We start from the raw sequence: 16143 nt of genomic DNA, 5'->3' as shown, positions 1-16143 counted from the left end.
ATGTCGTCGGCCGTGACGCTCACCGCTGGTCCCCCGCGTGCTCGTCTCTCTGGTGCTGACGCAGCTTCACGTTGGCATCGGATACGGCGCTGTAGTCCCCCGTGGAGCGGGCGTTCTCTCGGGCGACCGACTGAGAAAGGCACACGGGACAGCCGGGCATGGGTGACGGTTCGCGCGGCAGCTCCGACAAGCACGTCCCCACCGTGGGTTCGGTCGCAGGACCGGACGTTCTTTCTTCGCTCTCCATGCCGCCATCTTCGGCGGCCTGCGGATGCGTATCTAGCCTGTTTCCTGTTCCCGCAAAAAGTCGTTTCGGATACCCTCGATCAGATTCCGCATATCAGCGCCGGCCAGCGCCACTTGCTCGAACCTGTCGAACTTATCAACATGCAAAGCTACGTCCCGGGGGTCCGTGACAACCACCTCGGCGTGAACCGTTTCTATGGTGACCATTCGGTCGTCACGGATGACGAACGCGTGATTTGCAATGTCGTGCTGCTGAATCGCTAGCGGAACCACACGGATGTCCACATGGGGCAGCCGGGATATGGAAACGATGCGGTCCAACTGCGCAGCCATCATCTGTGGCGGGACGATTTGCCAGCGCAGAACTGTTTCTGTGATGACGAACCGCAGGGACTTGGCGTTGTCATAGAGAATCGCTTGTCGCTCAAGTCGCCCGTTGATCGTTCGCGTGAGGGCGTCATCGCTGAAATCATGGCGTTGCAGGATGGCCCGGATGTACTCAGGTGTCTGGAGCAGGCCGGGAACCAGCGCGGGTTGAAACAACCGCAGCACCGACATCTGCGCTTCCAGGGCCTTGGCTGCCTGCTGGCCCTTGCGAACGCCGATCCGTTTCAGGAGCCGCCATGCTGTTGCCTCCGTCGCAGATGCTCGGGCTGCCTCCGTGTATTCAGCCTTGACCTCGTCCGATACGCCGATGGCGGTGAGGATGCGCTCAACGTCTGTTGCGCTGGGTGCCAGCTTGGCATTCTCGATCTTGGACAGCTTGGACGGAGACATGAGGGCGCTGCGGGCCACTGCTTTGGCTTCCTTTCCGGATGCCACTCGCAGCGCCCGCAGCGCGGCCCCAAGCTGTGCTCTGTTCACGCCCCGTACTTGGCCCACCATTCGTTAAATGGTTCTGCGTGTGCGAGTGCCGCGTCACGGTACTGCGCGAATTCCGCCGTACGTTCCGGTGGCAGCACTTCCGATCCGAGGTACTTCCCGTTTTCGTCATAGTTCATGACGGCCACGGAGGAGGAGTCGAAGAACCAGAAATCCGGGACGTTTTCCAGCGGGTTGGGATTCTCGGTGACGTCGAGGATGAAGAACTCTTCGCCTCCGGTCATGTTCTTCCGGTAGCCCCACCCGAGTTCGAAGCAAAGATAGTCCGTGAGTGGGCGCGACAGAATGTGCACCCGGTAAACCCGCTTCCCCTTCTCGGTGTGTGAGCGGAGTTCTTCGATCCAGCCCGCGTTGTAGTCCTTCGGCTGAGGCTCCCCGGCCTGGAATGCCTGGAAAGCGTCCACGTTCCCCGACTGGCTGTAGTCGTCCAGAGTCTCCAGGCGGAACGCCTCGCGCTCGAAAGATTCGAAGAGGTCGCCGAGGGTCTTAGAGGAGGTTGTCACGAATGGCCTTCTGAATCAGTTCCATGGGGATCTCGACCAGGGTTTCGTGAGCGGGAATTTCCAGCCTGTGATCGGTGGGCGTCTCGCCTTGAACCAGGAGGGTGCCTCGGTCTGTCGCGTAGATGGTCGGACAGTCCTTGATGTCGCACGTGCTGACCAGCTTGGTGACCTTCATGGTCTGGGTTCCCCTCTCCCATGCCGCTGCCAGTGCCCCGCACTGGGTTGATGCTCCCGAGGGTGAGGCGCACCGGTCAAGCGATCACGGTTGACGGAACAGGAAACCGCGTAACCTGCCCGGAGCCTGCCACTCCTCGGACCGGTCGGAGGAGATGCCATCAGTGCCCCCCTACCTGGGCAGACTCTTGACGATCATGGAGAAATGCTGGGCAGGTCCCTCTGAGAGGGTTGTTCGTGCAGGTCAGCGCGGTATGGCCTGTAAAGCACCCAGATTTATGAAGGCACGAACCAAGTTCAGCGGATCGTGATGGCGAGGAACCTGCCGTAGGGGCCGTAGGGGCCGTAGGGGTCCCCGGAGTCCTTGGACGCCACCGTCGCCCTTCGCCCGCTCTTCCGGGGCGGAGGGCGAGGTGCGTATGCCGCCACCTCAGTCCCTCTCCGTCCCCTTCAGTCCCCCTCGGTTTCCTTCAGTCCCCCAACCCCTCCGCCACCCTCCGCTCCCGCAGCTCCCGGATGGCCCGCCGCCGGGCCAGTCGATGGGTCCGCCGGATCTGGGCCTCCTGGTAGCGGCGTTCGTCGCGTTCCGTCTCCGGGAGGACCGGAGGGACCGCGCGGGGCTTGCCGTCGGCGTCGACGGCGGCGAAGACCAGATAGGCGGAGCCGACCTGGGTGGCGGGGGCGGACTCGTTCCAGCGTTCGGCCAGGACGCGGACGCCGACCTCCATCGAGGTCCGGCCGGTCCAGTTGACCTGGGCCTTGACGTGGACGAGGTCGCCGACGCGGACCGGCTCCAGGAACGCCATCTCGTCCATGGACGCGGTGACCGCGGGCCCGCCGGAGTGCCGGCCGGCCACCGCGCCCGCCGCGTCGTCCACGAGCTTCATGATCACACCGCCGTGCACCGTGCCCAGCAGGTTGGTGTCGTTGTGGGTCATGATGTGGCTGAGGGTGGTGCGGGACGCGGACGTGGGCTTGCCCGGGATATCGGGAAGGTCCTGAATGTCTGGAGTGCTGCCCGAGTCCGCTGCGGTGACCTGGTCTGTCATGTCCTCCACCTTATGCCGAGGGGGACAACTCGGGACTTTGTGTCAGCTTGGCAACAGCGGGGCCCTGATTCTCCGACGACCCTTGTACGGCACACAGTGCTGCCCTGCACACTAAGGCGCATGAACGATTGGCCCGAGGGATGGTCGGACGACGACCGCGGCAACCGCAACGGCAACCGCAACCGGTACGGCAGCGGGTACGGCAGCGCCGGCGCGGAGCCGGACAGCGCGCGTGTCATGCGGCAGACCCGCCGCGGCCCGACCGCCCCGCCGTACGGCTCGGGCCCCGGCGTCCCGCCGCAGCCCTCGTACGTCGACGGCCAGGGATACGGCAACGGCGAGGGCGACTACACGAACGCCCGGCAGGCCGGCTACGACAGCGGCTACAGCTCGGGCCAGGTCTACGGCGCGCCCGGCGGCCCCGCGGGACCGGGCGGCCCGGGTGACGTCGGCGCCAGTGGCCCGCGCCCCGCGCCGAACTGGCGCCGCCGGATCAAGTGGACCGCGATCACCGTCGTGACCGTGCTGGTCGTGACCTCGGTGAGCACGTACTTCTGGGCCGACTCCAAGCTGCGCCGCGAGGTCGACCTCTCGAAGGTCATCGACCGGCCCGAGGCGGGCGACGGCACGAACTACCTGATCGTCGGCTCCGACAGCCGTGAGGGCCTGTCCGCGGCGGAGAAGAAGGAGCTGCACACCGGTTCCGCCGAGGGCAAGCGCACCGACTCGATGATGATCCTGCACGTCGGCTCCGACGGCGACACGCTCATCTCGCTGCCCCGCGACTCCGACGTGGAGATCCCGACCTTCGTCGGCTCCGAGTCCGGCAAGACGTACAAGGGCACGGGCCGGCATGTGAAGCTGAACGCCGCCTACGCCGAGGACGGCCCCGAACTCCTCGTGCGCACCGTCGAGTTCAACACCAACCTGCGCATCGACCACTACGTCGAGATCGGCTTCGCCGGCTTCGCCAAGATCGTGGACTCGGTGGGCGGCGTCGAGATCACCATCGACAAGGCGTTCAAGGACAGCTACTCGGGCGCCGACTTCAAGGCCGGCAAGCAGACCCTGAACGGCGAGGAGGCCCTGGCCTTCGTCCGCACCCGCCACGCCTTCGCCGCCTCCGACCTCCAGCGCACCAAGAACCAGCAGAAGTTCCTCGCGGCCCTCGCCCACCAGGTGGCGACCCCCTCGACGCTCCTCAACCCCTTCAAGCTCTACCCGACCCTGGGCTCGGGCCTGGACTCCCTGATCGTCGACAAGGACATGGGCCTGTACGACCTGGCGTCGATGTTCTTCGCGATGAAGGGCGTCAACAGCGGCGACGGCGTGTCCATGAACATGCCGATCTCCGGCTCCTCCGGCGGCAACCTCGTCTGGGACAAGACGAAGGTGAAGCAGCTGGTGAACGAGCTGAACAACGACGAGAAGGTCACGGTGTCGAGTGACTGACGGCGCGGGCGACAGAGCGGGCGGCAGAGCGGACGGCGGACCGCCCTTCGACGCGGTGCTCTGCGACATCGACAACGTGGTGCGTCACTTCGACTCCGCCCACCTGGAGGCGCTGGAGCGCGCGGCCGGGCTGGCGGAGGGCACCACCAAGAAGGTGGCGTTCGCCCCCGAGGCGGCCGAGCCGCTGCTGCTCGGGCACATCACCGAGCAGGAGTGGGTCGCCGCCATCGCCCAGGGGCTGGCCGGTCTGGTGGAGGACGAGGACACGGCCTGGTCGCTGGGCACCGCCCTGCTGGAGTCGCCCTTCCGCGCCGACGACACGGTGGTGGGGCTGCTGCGCAGGGCCCGCACCCGGGTGCCGCTGGTGCTCGTCAGCAACGCGACGACGGGCCTGGAGTCCGACCTGGCGGCGATGGGCCTGACCGACCTCGCCGACGAGGTCGTCAGCAGCGCCCGCGTAGGCCTCGCCAAGCCCGACCCGCGGATCCTGGAACTCGCGGCGGTCCGGGCCGGCGTACGACCGGAGCGGTGTCTGTTCGTGGACGACTCCGAGGAGAACGTCGAGGCCGCCGCCGCACTCGGCATGCGCGCCGTCCACTACCGCGAACCCACCGACCTGGCACAGGCGCTGGAACCGCTGTTCACCTAGGGGAGGCCAGGGATGCCAGGGAGGCCAGGGCTGCTACGCGCAGCCCACCTCGTCTCCCCGCACCACCCCGGACTCCCCCTGATCGACAGCTGCCGCCCGCACCTTGCGCACCTCGCGGAAGTCCGCCCCCGCGATCACCTTCAGCGTCGGGCCGAGCCCGGGCGCGGCCCGCAGTTCCGCGCCGGGCAGCGCGGCGGCCAGGGACTTCGCGGAGCGGTCCCAGCGGGGGTCGTAGGCGATGACCGTACGTCGTACGGCGTGGTCGGCCGAGTCGACCGGGCGCCGGGTCGTACGGAAGCCCGTCGCCGCCAGCGCCGAGTCGACCCGCCCGCCCAGTCCCGGCGTCGTCGTGCCGTTCTCGACCTGGACCAGGATCTGCTGCGGGGCCACGTCCACCCGCACGGCCTCGGTGCGCGGGCGCGGGGCGGTGGCCAGGGGCTTGTCGTCGCGCAGGGACTGGAAGAGGCGCTGCGACTTCACCGGGTCCCACTTCAGCGTCGAGCCGATGCCCTTGACCAGGAATCCCATCCGCCCGATCGGGACCGTCGTGAACTCGGAGGACGAAGGGGAGAAGGTGCGCATGGCGCGCCCGAGGTCCAGCAGCTCGTCCGTGCCGAAGCCGCGGTCCGCCCGCACCGACCCGAGCACCGCCCGCGTCACGTCCCGGAACTTCAGCGGGTTCAGCAGGATCCCGGAGGACGTCGTACGGTCCACCAGGGCCGCCAGGAAGCGCTGCTGGCGCTTCATCCTGCCCAGGTCGGAGGAGGCGTCCGCGTGCCGTGAGCGGACGTACTGCAGGGCCTCGCCGCCCTTCAGGGTGTAGGAGCCCGGGGCGAGGTTCAGACCGGTGTACGTGTCCCTCAGGGGCGCCGCCGTGCAGATCTTCACCCCGCCGAGGACGTCGACGGTCTTCATGAAGCTGGTGAAGTCGACCTCCAGGTAGTGGTCGATCTTCACGTGGGTCATGTTCTCGACCGTGCGCACGGTGAGCTGCGGGCCGCCCTCCGCGTACGCCGCGTTGAGCTTGATCGGGTGGCCGTGGTGCACCTTGCCGGTGACCTGGTCGGTGTGCGGGGGCGTGTCGGCGTACGAGTCGCGCGGCAGGCTGACCACGCTCGCCCGTTCCCGGTCCTCCGAGATGTGCACGATCATGATCGTGTCGGTGCAGTAGCAGGGCGCGCCGCCGAGGCGGTAGCGGCGGCGCTCGTCCTGGGTGATCCGGTCGCGGCCGTCCGTGCCGACCAGCAGCACGTTCATGCCGTGTCCGGCGCGTGGACGGTTCTTCATGTCCTTGAAGGGGTCGACCCGGGCGATGTCCGCGTCGAGGCTGCTGATCACCGAGTGGCCGATTCCCGCGGAGGCCAGCACGACGACCGACAGCGTGGTCGCCGCCCGCATGGCCCAGCGGGGACGTTTCCTTCGTACGGGGCGTGCGGCGCGGCGCGCCGGGGGGCGCTGCGGGCGGGGCGCGGGCCGGGAGGGGGACCGGGTCGGAGTGGTGGGCATGCGGGACACCTCCGGGCGACGGCCGTGGGCGAGGGAGCCGGGATTACCGTAGGCCGGTACGATCTGTCGCCCGGCGCAGCGCACCGGCGGGGCGGGCCGTGTCCCCCGTTCGCGGTAACGTGAGCCCCTGTGAACGCCAAGTCCGACGTGCAGCTCCCCGCCGTGTCCGTGATCATGCCCGTCCTCGACGAGGAACGGCATCTGCGCGGAGCCGTCCAAGCGATCCTCGCGCAGGAGTACGCCGGCGAGATGGAGGTCGTGATCGCCATCGGTCCCTCGACGGACCGTACGGACGAGATCGCCGCCCAGCTCGTGGCCGAAACTGCGGCGGACGAAAACAAGCGGGTGCACACCGTGCCGAATCCCACCGGCCGCACGCCCGCCGCCCTCAACGCCGCGATCAAGGCCTCCCGGCACCCGATCGTCGTCCGCGTCGACGGCCACGGCATGCTCTCCCCGAACTACATCGCCACCGCCGTACGGCTCCTGGAGGAGACCGGCGCGCAGAACGTCGGCGGCATCATGCACGCCGAGGGCGAGAACGACTGGGAGCACGCCGTCGCCGCCGCCATGACCTCGAAGATCGGCGTCGGCAACGCCGCCTTCCACACGGGCGGCGAGGCCGCGCCCGCCGAGACCGTGTACCTCGGCGTGTTCCGGCGCGAGGCGCTGGAGCAGCAGGGCGGCTACAACGAGGAGTTCATCCGCGCCCAGGACTGGGAGCTGAACTTCCGCATCCGCGAGGCCGGCGGGCTGATCTGGTTCTCGCCGGAGCTGAAGGTGTCGTACCGCCCGCGGCCGAGCGTGAAGGCGCTCGCCAAGCAGTACAAGGACTACGGCCGTTGGCGGCACGTCGTCGCCCGCTACCACGAGGGCTCGATCAACCTGCGCTACCTCGCACCGCCCACCGCGGTGTGCGCGATAGCCGCCGGGATCGTGGTGGGCGCGGCGCTCACCCCGCTCGGCTTCCTGATCCCGGGCGGTTACCTCGCGGCGATCGCCGCCGGGTCGCTGCCGGCCGGCAAGGGGCTGCCGCTCAAGGCGCGGCTCCAGATCCCCGTCGCCCTCGCCACCATGCACATGTCGTGGGGGTTCGGTTTCCTGACCAGCCCCAAGTCGCTGGCGAAGAAGGTCATCGCCTCGCGCCGCCCCGCGGTCCTCAGCGACGCGCACTGAGGCCCACGGGACGCCGTTCCGCTCGCCGCCCGCCGGACCCGGACTGCTCCTGCTACCAGGTGTAGGCCGGGTCCACGTGCATGCACTGGCTGGTGTCGGCGCCGTTCATCGCCTGCGCCGAGGCGGGCGTCGAGTCGTCCGCCTTCGCCGCCTTGTACGTCGTGCCGGACCGCCAGTCCGCGCCCACGAACAGCGTGACGCCGGAGACGGCGGTGGACTTCTTGACCTGGCTCGTCGGGATGCCGAGGACCTTCGCCACCCGCAGGGCGTCGCCCTGGAGGTCGGCGCTCGGGTAGCGGATCACCGTCTTCGCCTCGGAGGTGGCCGCCGAGGGGTCCGCGACCGCCTTGGTGAGGCCCTTGCCCGTCAGCAGCTGCGTCACCGCGCCCGCCCGCCCGCTGACCGGGGCCAGCGTGTCGGTACGGGTGCCGTTGTGGACCTGGACCGCGAGGTCGTCGTCCGCCGCGGCCGCGTCGGTGACCGTCGGCGACGGGCTGGCGGTGGCCTTCTTGTCGTCCTTGCCGTCCAGCGCGATGTCCTCGCGGACGAGCCGGAACACCTGGTCGGCGTCCGCGGTGGGCACCACCCGACCGGTCTGGATCGTGTCGTAGGCGTTCGGCATCGTCGTCATGGTGATGCGCTCGGTGGGCACCTTCTGCAGCTCGCCCGCCAGGTCGTACATCTTGGTGATGGTGTCCAGGCCGTCGTCGACGGTGATCGCCTCGGTGGCCGCCTCGGCGAGCTTGCGCAGCTTGTTGGGGTTGGTCAGCTTGGCGTTGGCGCGCAGCTCGCGGACCATCGAGTTCATGTACATGTGCTGGGCCTTGGCGCGGGCGAGGTCGGTGTCGTCCTCGAAGCCGTAGCGGGTGCGCAGCCACTGCAGGGCCTGCTTGCCCTTGATGGAGTGCGTGCCCTCCTCCAGCTTCAGGCCGGAGCCCTTGCCGCTGCTGGTGTGCGAGTAGACGTTGGCGTCCACGCACACCGGGACGCCGCCGATGGCGTCCGCCATCGACACCACACCCGAGAAGTCGATCATCATGAAGTGGTCGATGTGGATGTCGGTGAGCTTCTCCCAGGTGGCCACCGTGCAGCCCGGGCCGCCGCGGGCGAGGGACTCGTTGGTCATGGACCGGGTGCTGGCCGCGTACGTCTTCTTGGTGTCGGGGTCGGTGCACTTGGGGATGTCCACCAGCGTGTCGCGGGGCATGCTCACCACCGACATGTTGCTGCGGTCCGCCGAGATGTGCAGCAGCATCTGGACGTCGGCGAGCGGGGTGCCGTTGAAGGTGTCCTTGGCGCCGCCCAGCTTCTGGTTCTCCGCGGAGTCACGGGCGTCCGAGCCGATCAGCAGGATGTTCATGGCCTTCTGGCCCGCGGAGTTGGCCTTTGTGTCGGCCGCCCGGTCCTTGGCGTCGCCGAGGTTCAGGTCGTCGCTCTTGATGTTGGCGTTGAGATGCTCGTAGTAGAGGTATCCGGCCCCCGCGCCGCCGAGTATGACCACCGCCAGGATCGTCGCCGACCAGCGCAGCACGCGCCGTCTGCGCCGGGCGCGCTCCGCGACGAGCACGCCTTTGCGCACGCTGCCGCCGCGTCCGCCCTTCCCGTCCGGTCCGCCGGGACCGCCGGGTCCCTCGTGATCCTGATGGTCCTGCGGTGTCAGGGACATCGTGTCCTCGACCGCGGGAACATCCCCCTGCACCCCACTGTTCCCCGCCACTTCCCCTGCCCCTCCCCGCCCTGCGCCTGACACGGGCCCGTCCCGCGTCCAGTCAGACGCACGACGGGCCCGAAGGGTTACCTGCTCGGACCTACTTGGCGCACTCGACCTTGTCCGCCGTGGACTTCTGGACCGAGTCCGGCACCGTCGTCGGAGCCGTGAGCGAGACGCCCGCGCCCTTGAAGTCCTTGCCCAGCGTCAACGTCATCGTCGGGAGCCCCTGGGCGTTGGTGACGCTCTCGCCCGGCTTCAGAGCCGTACCGGGCAGCCCCATGATGTCGGCGAGCCTGCGTGCCTGGTCGGCCTGGTCGGGGTCGTACTCGAGCGTCGTCTTGCTCAGTTCCTTCGGCGCGTTGCCCGCGTTCTCGGACTTCGTCACGCCCTCATCATTCTGCAGCCAGTTAAGAGTCTCCTGTGCGCTGCCGGCCGGGGCGCCGCCGTTCATCACCTGCACCCGCACCTCGGAGGCCGCGGACTTGGCGCCCTTGAGCCGGGCGGCGGCCGCCGCGGACGCCGCGTCCTTCGAGGCCGCCGCCTTCTTCTTCACCTCGGAGAAGGAGACGTCGTCCTTGATCATCTGGAAGACGGTGGGCGCCGTGGTGGGGTTGACGACGACCGTGGCCTTGACCTTCTCCGCGGGGTTGTCGATCACCGGCACGGTGGTGAAGGTCAGGTTCTTGACGTTGAGCTTGCCCAGCTCCAGACCGAGGTCCTTGAGCTTGTCGATGCTGTCCAGCTGGGAGTCGACGGTCAGCGCCTTCGTGCCCGCCTCCGCCAGCTTGATCATCTTGGTCGGGCTGGTGAGCGTGTCGTTCGACTTCAGCTTGCGCATCAGCGCGCTCAGGAACTGCTGCTGGAGCTCGATCCGGCTCAGGTCGCCGCCGAAGCCCACCGAGTGCCGGGTGCGCACGAAGGCCAGCGCCTGCTCGCCCTCGATGGTGTGCGTGCCCTTGGACAGCTTCAGATGCGAGTCCGGGTCGTCGATGTCCTTGGCCAGGCACACCTCGACGCCGCCGACCGCCGAGGTCAGCGTCTTGACCGCGTTGAAGTCGGCGACCATGAAGTTGTCCGGGGTGATCCCGGTCAGCTCCGTCACCGTGCGCATGGTGCAGCTCGGCGTACGTTCGTCCTGCCCGAGGCTGGTGTTGAAGCGGACGTCGTCCGTGCCCCCGATGACCTTGGTGGTGCCGTCCTCCTGCTTGGTCTGGCAGTCCGGGACGTCCACGATCAGGTCGCGCGGGATGCTGAGCGCCGTCGCGTTCGTCCGGTCCTTGGAGACGTGCAGCAGGATCGTGGTGTCGGCGTGACCGACGCTGCCGGAGTCGCCGTAGCCCTCGTTGCCCGAGCCGGTGCGCTTGTCGGTGCCGATCAGCAGGAGGTTGATCGCCTTGTCCTTGCTGAAGCCGCCGGTGCTCGCGCCGTCGTCGGAGACGGACGTGATGTTGTCGTTGAGGTGCTCGAGATAGAGGTAGGCGGCGCCGGCCGTGCCCACCAGCGCGAACGCCGTGATCCCGCCCGTCCAGAGCAGGATCTTCTTCGCTCTCGACTTCTTCTTCGTCTTCTCGGGCCGGCGCCCGCGCCGACCGGGCGCGGTCTCCTCCGGCACGCCTCGCCGACGGCGCGGCGACGGCACGCTCGGCGCCTCCTGAGGCGACGCGCGCTCCGACTCCGTCGTGCGACCGCGTCCCGCACCTCCGGTGCCGGGGCCCGCCGGGGCTCCCGCGCGGGAGCCCGCTCTACGTGGCCCGGGCACCGCCGACTGCGGTGCGGAAGGACTCAGTCGCAGTTCGTATTCGCCGGTGTTCGGATTGAGCACCCACTGGTCTGCGGGATCGATGTTGTCCGCCCGCCCACGGCCTTGCGCGTCCACGGTTGTCCGAATCCTCCGTTGGGGCCACGCGGCGCCTTTCCCCCCACTGAGGCGCTCGGGTCTCGGTCACAGTGCACGAGACCGGGAAGGACCTAGCGGCCGGGTGCACTGGGGCGCTCACACTATCCGCCCAGTTCAGCGTCAAGCGACGGTCGTGACAAATTCCACGCTCCTACAACCGGGCAATCCCCCGCATTTCTTTGAACTGCAGTTCGTTACAAGGGCCCGACTTGGCAAGCGCTTTACCCGCAGCCCTCCTCCGCGGCCGTGTTTCCACGGAAGGTGGGGGCCGGGGGAGTCGGCGAAGCCGCCCCGGAGCCCCACCGGGATCCGTACGCGCCGTAGTCGCCCGACTCCTCAGAGGCGGAATTTCTGGGAACTTCCTTAAATTCCGCGGGCGAGACCACGACCGGCGCGTCGGTGCGCAGCCGTTCGAAGAGTTTCTCCGCCTCGGGCTCCACGAGTTGATCGCGATTGGCGTTGTAGGCGTACGACTCCCGCGGAACGGTGAGGAACTGCACCTGTTCGGTGGGAATGTCGCTCAGGCCGCGCACGAGTTCGTAGAGCCCGCGCAGACTCGCCAGATCCGGGTCGGTAGTGAGAGAGGACGTGGCCGCGTCCAGCACCGGATACAGCTTCACCGGATTCAGCAGGACGTCATTGCTCTGCACCTTGTTGACGAGCGCCCCGAGGAATCGTTGCTGCCGGTCCATCCGGTCGGTGTCGCTGCCGTCGCCGAGGGACTTGCGGGCCCGGACGTACCCGAGGGCCTCCTCGCCGTTCAGCGTCACCTCCCCCGCGGGCAGCCGCAGCCTGGCCGCCTTGTCGTCGACCGGCTCCTTCAGACACACCTCGACCCCGTCCACGGCGTCGACCATGTCCTTGAACCCGCTGAAGTCGACGACGACGTGATGGTCGATCCGCACACCGGTCAGCTTCTCCGCCGTCCGGATGGTGCAGGCCGAGCCCCCGGTCTGGAACGCGTAGTTGAACATCGCGAACATCGGCTCGGCCCGCGTTCCGTCCGCCCGCAGACAGCCCGGCACGTCCACCATCAGATCGCGGGGCAGGGACACGGCGGTCGCGCTGCGCCGCCCGGCGGCCAGATGCAACAGGATCGTCGTGTCCGACCGCTCGGTCCCGGAGTCCCGTCCGTACTTCTCGTTCCCGTCCCCGGAACGCGAGTCCGACCCGATCAACAGCACGTTCTGCGCGTCCTTCACCAACGAGGTGGGCCGCTCCTTCGCATACCGGGCGAGCTCCGCCGCGGCCGCCTCGTCGGGCGTGATGTTCCCGTCGAGCTTGGCGTACACCGCCCACCCGGCGACCCCGGTCCCCACCACGACCACGACGACCGCCCCCACCCCGTACCGCACCCATCGCCGCCGACGCCGCCGCACCGGCCCCCACCCCTCACCAGACGCCCCCACCCCAGGCCCCAGGGGCCCACGCGAACCCAGGAACTCCCTCACGCCCACTCCACCCCTCCCGCCTCTACGAGCCTGTAGTGCCGCTCCTACGACGATGGCGCGAAGTCGGCCGCGGGGGCGGCCGGGGATGGACCGAACGAGTGAAGGTTCCGGGGGCGCTCCAGGGGCGCTCGAGTGGGGCTCGAGTGGGGCTCGACGGGTGCCCGAAGGGGGCTCGAAGGGGGCTCGAAGGGGGATCGGGAGAGGCTGGAGGCGGGCCACGCCTGGGCCTGCGGGGGGCCTTAGAGGTTCTTCGGAGGAGGCCGAATCCGGGACACGCCGGGCCGTGCGGGCCCCCGGAGGGGACGGGGGTCTCCTCGGGCTCACCCGGCCTTCCGGGTCACCTGGTCTCCGTGGAGGAGGCAGGGGGTCTCCCCCGAAGGGGTTGCCCGGCTTCCATCGAGGGGCAGCGGGTCTCCTCGGGGTCACTCGGCCTCCCCGGAGGGGGAGCAGGTCTCCTCGGGATCACCCGGCCTTCCGCGGACACCCGGCCTTCCGGAGAGTCACTCGGCCTCCCTGGAGGAGGCAGTGGGCCTTCCCGGAGGGTTTGCCCGGTCTCCCCGGAGGGGGCACCCGGTCTCCCCGGGCGGGATCACCGGGTCTCCCCGGAGGGGTCAGCGGGCCGTCGTCGTGACCCGTTCGCTCTCGATGCGCTTGGCCACGGTCTCTTCCCCGGCCTGCGCCAGGTTTCGGCAGAGGACCACGGACCCACCGCTCGCCAGCGGCGCGTACAGACCGGCGCTCAACCCCTCCCAGGTGTCGTACGACAGTCCCGACAGCAGTCGGGAGCCAGGTCCCGTCAGTCCCAGTCCCGCCGCCTCCGCCCGCGCCCGCTCCACGATCTCCGCGCCGGTGTACTCGGCCCCGGCCACGACCAGCGCGGGCGCCTCGGGATCGACGGGCGCGTACGGCGCGAAACGGTCGCCGTGGCTCGGAACGTCCACGGCGTAGTCGGCGTACCCCTCCGGAGGAGCCGGCACGAACCGTCGGCCGAGCGGCGCGAGCGACAGCGCGTACCGCTCGCCCCGGCACGCCAGCCCCGCCTCGAACCCTCCCGGCCCGGCCACGACGAAGTCCGCCCGCGCCGGATCCCCGGCCACGTCGGCGACGACCCCCACCGACGCGCACGCCAGCAGCCACGCGGCCGTCTGCCAGTGCGCGGGCAGCAGCAGCGCGACCCGGTCGCCGGGCTCGGCGGACAGGCCGTCCTGGAGGAGGTTCGCCGTCTTGGCCACCCAGTTGGCGAAGGTGGCCACGGACAGTTCGACGCGTTCGCCCGTGGCGTCGTCGTAGAAGGTCACCAGGGGGCGTGCGGGGTCCGCGGCGAGCGCGGAACGCAGCAGGTCGGCAGGGGTGCGATCGGTGGCGTTCACGCGCGCAAGCGTACGCGCCGCGCCGCCGCCGCACGGGTCGCCGGACCACCGGTTCGGCCGAACGGCGCCGGGCGCCGCGCCACCGGTTCGGCGCAACGCACCCGACGGCCCGTCAAGTCCCCGATGGACAGATATAGATAGATATGTCCAGGATCGTTGGCATGCGTGGATTGCTTGCTTCCTCGATCGGCGTCACCTGTGCGGCGGCTCTCGCCCTTCCGCTGACGCTGCCCGCCACCGCGGCGACGGCGCGACCCGCGCCGGCAGCGGAGGCGGCGACCGCCGAGACGACCAGGGCCACAGGCCCCGACAACCCCAACACACCGAACGCCCCGGGCACATCGAACGCCCCGAACGCACCAGATGCACCGAACGCCCCGGGTATCCCGGGTATCCCGGGTATCCCGAATGCCGCGGACATCACTGATACCCCAGGCGTCCAGGGCATCCAGGGCATCCTCGACGCCCTAGGCATCCCGGGCATCCCCGACGCTCCAGACACCCCTGACGCCCAATCCGCCCCCGAACTCCGCGAACTCCCCGATCACCCCGACCTCCCCGGCAGCACCCAGTCGCTGCCCCTCGCCCCCCTCGCCCGCGACCGCGCCCTCGGCGGCGCGAGCCCGGACCGGGGTCTGACCCGCCGGGACGTACGCCGCTTCTCCCTCCTCGGCGTCGTCTGGGACGACCCGGTCGCCGAACTGCACGGCCGCGTCCAGGTCCGCACCCGCCCGGCCGCCGGCGGCGACTGGTCCGGCTGGCAGGACCTCGAGACGCACAACGCCGACCACGGCGCCGACCCCGACACGCCCGAGAGCTCCTCGGGCCACGTCCGCGGCGCCACGGCCCCGCTGTGGGTCGGGGACTCCGACGGCGTCGAGGTCCGCGTCCACCCCGACGCCCAGCGCCGTACGCAGGACACGGGCCGTGGGCTGCGTACGGTCTCGGCGACGGAGCCGTTGCCGTCGGGCCTGCGCCTGGAGTTGGTCGACCCCGGGGCGGCCGCCCCCGCCGCCACGCCCGTGCCGGCGGGCCCGCAGCGCAGCCGTGGACGGTCGGTCAGAGGTCCGGGAGACGGCCCGAAGGCCCCGAACGGCGAGACGGCGACCTCGGCCGCGGCCACCGCGGCCTCCGCCGTCAACGCGGGCCTCGCCCCCCTCGGCGCGCGCGAGATCCCGGCCCTGGACCGGCTGGCCACCGAGCGCGAACTGTTCGCCCTGCGGGGGACCGAGTTGACGTCGGAACAGCGCCGGCGACAGGAGCAGCGGGCGAAGCCGTACATCGGCCCGCGCCCGCGCATCGTCACGCGCCGCGGCTGGGGCGCCGACGAGTCGCTCCGGGAGACCGGTTTCCGCTACACGACGAAGGTCAAGGCGGCCTTCGTTCACCACACGGCCACCGGCAACAGCTACAAGTGCTCACAGGCGCCGTCCGTCATCCGCGGTATCTACCGCTACCACGTCAAGAGCATGGGCTGGCGGGACATCGGCTACAACTTCCTCGTAGACAAGTGCGGGAACATCTACGAGGGCCGGGCCGGGGGAGTGGCGAAGGCGGTCCTGGGCGCCCACACCCTCGGTTTCAACACCAACAGCATGGGGATCGCCGTCCTCGGCTCGTTCGCCACCGCCAAGCCGACCTCCGCCACCGTCACGGCCGTCGCCCGTCTGACGGCATGGAAACTCGGTCTCTTCGGTGGGAATCCGAAAGGAAAGACATACCTGAAGTCCGGAGGTGGCAATCTCTACCGAAAGGGAAAGAACGTACGACTGAATGTGATCTCCGGCCACCGGGACGGGTTCGCCACGGAATGCCCCGGAAGGCAGCTCTACGGCAAGCTCGGCTCGGCCCGCTCGACCGCGGCGCGCTATCAGGGGCGTTGAGGTCGACCCGTGAGATCCCGGGGCCGGGGGAGGCCCCGGGAGCGACGGGGAGCCGACGGGAACGGTCGGAAAACGCATCCAGTGGGGGCACATTCAGCAGCCGTCGGGGGGACAGTCGCCTCGGGACTGGGACGGAACACCACACGGCCTGGAAAGCGCCACACAACGGTCTGCATACACTGGCCGGCCGAAAG

Annotated in this window: 13 protein-coding genes; 4 read left to right on the top strand and 9 right to left on the bottom strand. The window is 69.5% G+C overall.

Translation table 11 applies throughout. From position 1 onward, the window contains the following. Positions 1-279: 279 nt before the first annotated feature. From OG562_RS16835 to OG562_RS16820, 4 genes are all read right to left on the bottom strand, one after another. Entirely contained in the window at positions 280-1110 is an 831-nt protein-coding gene (locus OG562_RS16835; RefSeq protein WP_266398365.1) for a helix-turn-helix transcriptional regulator, read from the bottom strand. Next, complete coding sequence (locus OG562_RS16830) at positions 1107-1631, bottom strand: DUF6879 family protein (protein ID WP_266398362.1); 525 nt, start codon at positions 1629-1631, stop codon at positions 1107-1109. Before OG562_RS16830 ends, OG562_RS16835 begins: the two co-directional genes overlap by 4 nt. Further along, positions 1615-1806, bottom strand: a complete 192-nt coding sequence (locus tag OG562_RS16825) for a hypothetical protein (RefSeq protein ID WP_266398359.1) — start codon at positions 1804-1806, stop codon at positions 1615-1617. The genes OG562_RS16830 and OG562_RS16825 overlap by 17 nt, the downstream gene beginning before the upstream one ends. 469 nt (positions 1807-2275) lie before the next feature. Beyond that, positions 2276-2854 (bottom strand): acyl-CoA thioesterase, encoded by a 579-nt coding sequence (locus OG562_RS16820; RefSeq protein WP_266398356.1) that lies wholly within the window; start codon positions 2852-2854, stop codon positions 2276-2278. A 120-nt stretch (positions 2855-2974) separates the two neighbouring features. On the opposite strand from OG562_RS16820, the gene OG562_RS16815 reads away from it, so the two are divergent. Next, entirely contained in the window at positions 2975-4306 is a 1332-nt protein-coding gene (locus OG562_RS16815; protein WP_266398353.1) for an LCP family protein, read from the top strand. Beyond that, a complete protein-coding gene (locus OG562_RS16810; RefSeq protein ID WP_266398351.1) occupies positions 4299-4955 on the top strand; it encodes an HAD family hydrolase in 657 nt (218 codons plus the stop codon). The genes OG562_RS16815 and OG562_RS16810 overlap by 8 nt, the downstream gene beginning before the upstream one ends. 33 nt (positions 4956-4988) lie before the next feature. Here OG562_RS16810 and OG562_RS16805 read toward each other — a convergent pair whose 3' ends face one another. Next, positions 4989-6353, bottom strand: a complete 1365-nt coding sequence (locus tag OG562_RS16805; protein ID WP_266409310.1) for an LCP family protein — start codon at positions 6351-6353, stop codon at positions 4989-4991. 237 nt (positions 6354-6590) lie between these two features. Here OG562_RS16805 and OG562_RS16800 point away from each other — a divergent pair, with 237 nt between their 5' ends. Then, positions 6591-7637, top strand: coding sequence for a glycosyltransferase family 2 protein (locus OG562_RS16800; protein WP_266398348.1), 1047 nt, complete (start codon positions 6591-6593; stop codon positions 7635-7637). A gap of 52 nt (positions 7638-7689) precedes the next feature. Here OG562_RS16800 and OG562_RS16795 read toward each other — a convergent pair whose 3' ends face one another. From OG562_RS16795 to OG562_RS16780, 4 genes are all read right to left on the bottom strand, one after another. Continuing rightward, a complete protein-coding gene (locus OG562_RS16795; RefSeq protein ID WP_266398345.1) occupies positions 7690-9303 on the bottom strand; it encodes an LCP family protein in 1614 nt (537 codons plus the stop codon). A gap of 142 nt (positions 9304-9445) precedes the next feature. Beyond that, positions 9446-11224 (bottom strand): LCP family protein, encoded by a 1779-nt coding sequence (locus OG562_RS16790; RefSeq protein ID WP_266398343.1) that lies wholly within the window; start codon positions 11222-11224, stop codon positions 9446-9448. 242 nt (positions 11225-11466) lie between these two features. Next, entirely contained in the window at positions 11467-12624 is a 1158-nt protein-coding gene (locus OG562_RS16785) for an LCP family protein (protein ID WP_323187525.1), read from the bottom strand. A gap of 683 nt (positions 12625-13307) precedes the next feature. Further along, positions 13308-14066, bottom strand: coding sequence for a TIGR03089 family protein (locus OG562_RS16780; RefSeq protein WP_266398341.1), 759 nt, complete (start codon positions 14064-14066; stop codon positions 13308-13310). A 161-nt stretch (positions 14067-14227) separates the two neighbouring features. Here OG562_RS16780 and OG562_RS16775 point away from each other — a divergent pair, with 161 nt between their 5' ends. Next, entirely contained in the window at positions 14228-15949 is a 1722-nt protein-coding gene (locus OG562_RS16775; protein WP_266398339.1) for a peptidoglycan recognition protein, read from the top strand. Positions 15950-16143 lie beyond the last annotated feature (194 nt).

It is taken from the genome of Streptomyces sp. NBC_01275, assembly GCF_026340655.1.
Lineage (GTDB): Bacteria > Actinomycetota > Actinomycetes > Streptomycetales > Streptomycetaceae > Streptomyces.
The sequence above is the reverse complement of the archived record's forward strand: the minus strand, read 5'-3'. Positions and strand labels throughout refer to the sequence as shown.

What these genes read in the sequence shown, in the direction of transcription:
- OG562_RS16775 (WP_266398339.1), top strand. Translation starts at nt 14,228, where the DNA reads ATGCGTGGATTGCTTGCTTCCTCGATCGGCGTCACCTGTGCGGCGGCT.
- OG562_RS16825 (WP_266398359.1), bottom strand. Translation starts at nt 1,806, where the DNA reads ATGAAGGTCACCAAGCTGGTCAGCACGTGCGACATCAAGGACTGTCCG.
- OG562_RS16805 (WP_266409310.1), bottom strand. Translation starts at nt 6,353, where the DNA reads ATGCGGGCGGCGACCACGCTGTCGGTCGTCGTGCTGGCCTCCGCGGGA.
- OG562_RS16815 (WP_266398353.1), top strand. Translation starts at nt 2,975, where the DNA reads ATGAACGATTGGCCCGAGGGATGGTCGGACGACGACCGCGGCAACCGC.
- OG562_RS16820 (WP_266398356.1), bottom strand. Translation starts at nt 2,854, where the DNA reads ATGACAGACCAGGTCACCGCAGCGGACTCGGGCAGCACTCCAGACATT.
- OG562_RS16795 (WP_266398345.1), bottom strand. Translation starts at nt 9,303, where the DNA reads ATGTCCCTGACACCGCAGGACCATCAGGATCACGAGGGACCCGGCGGT.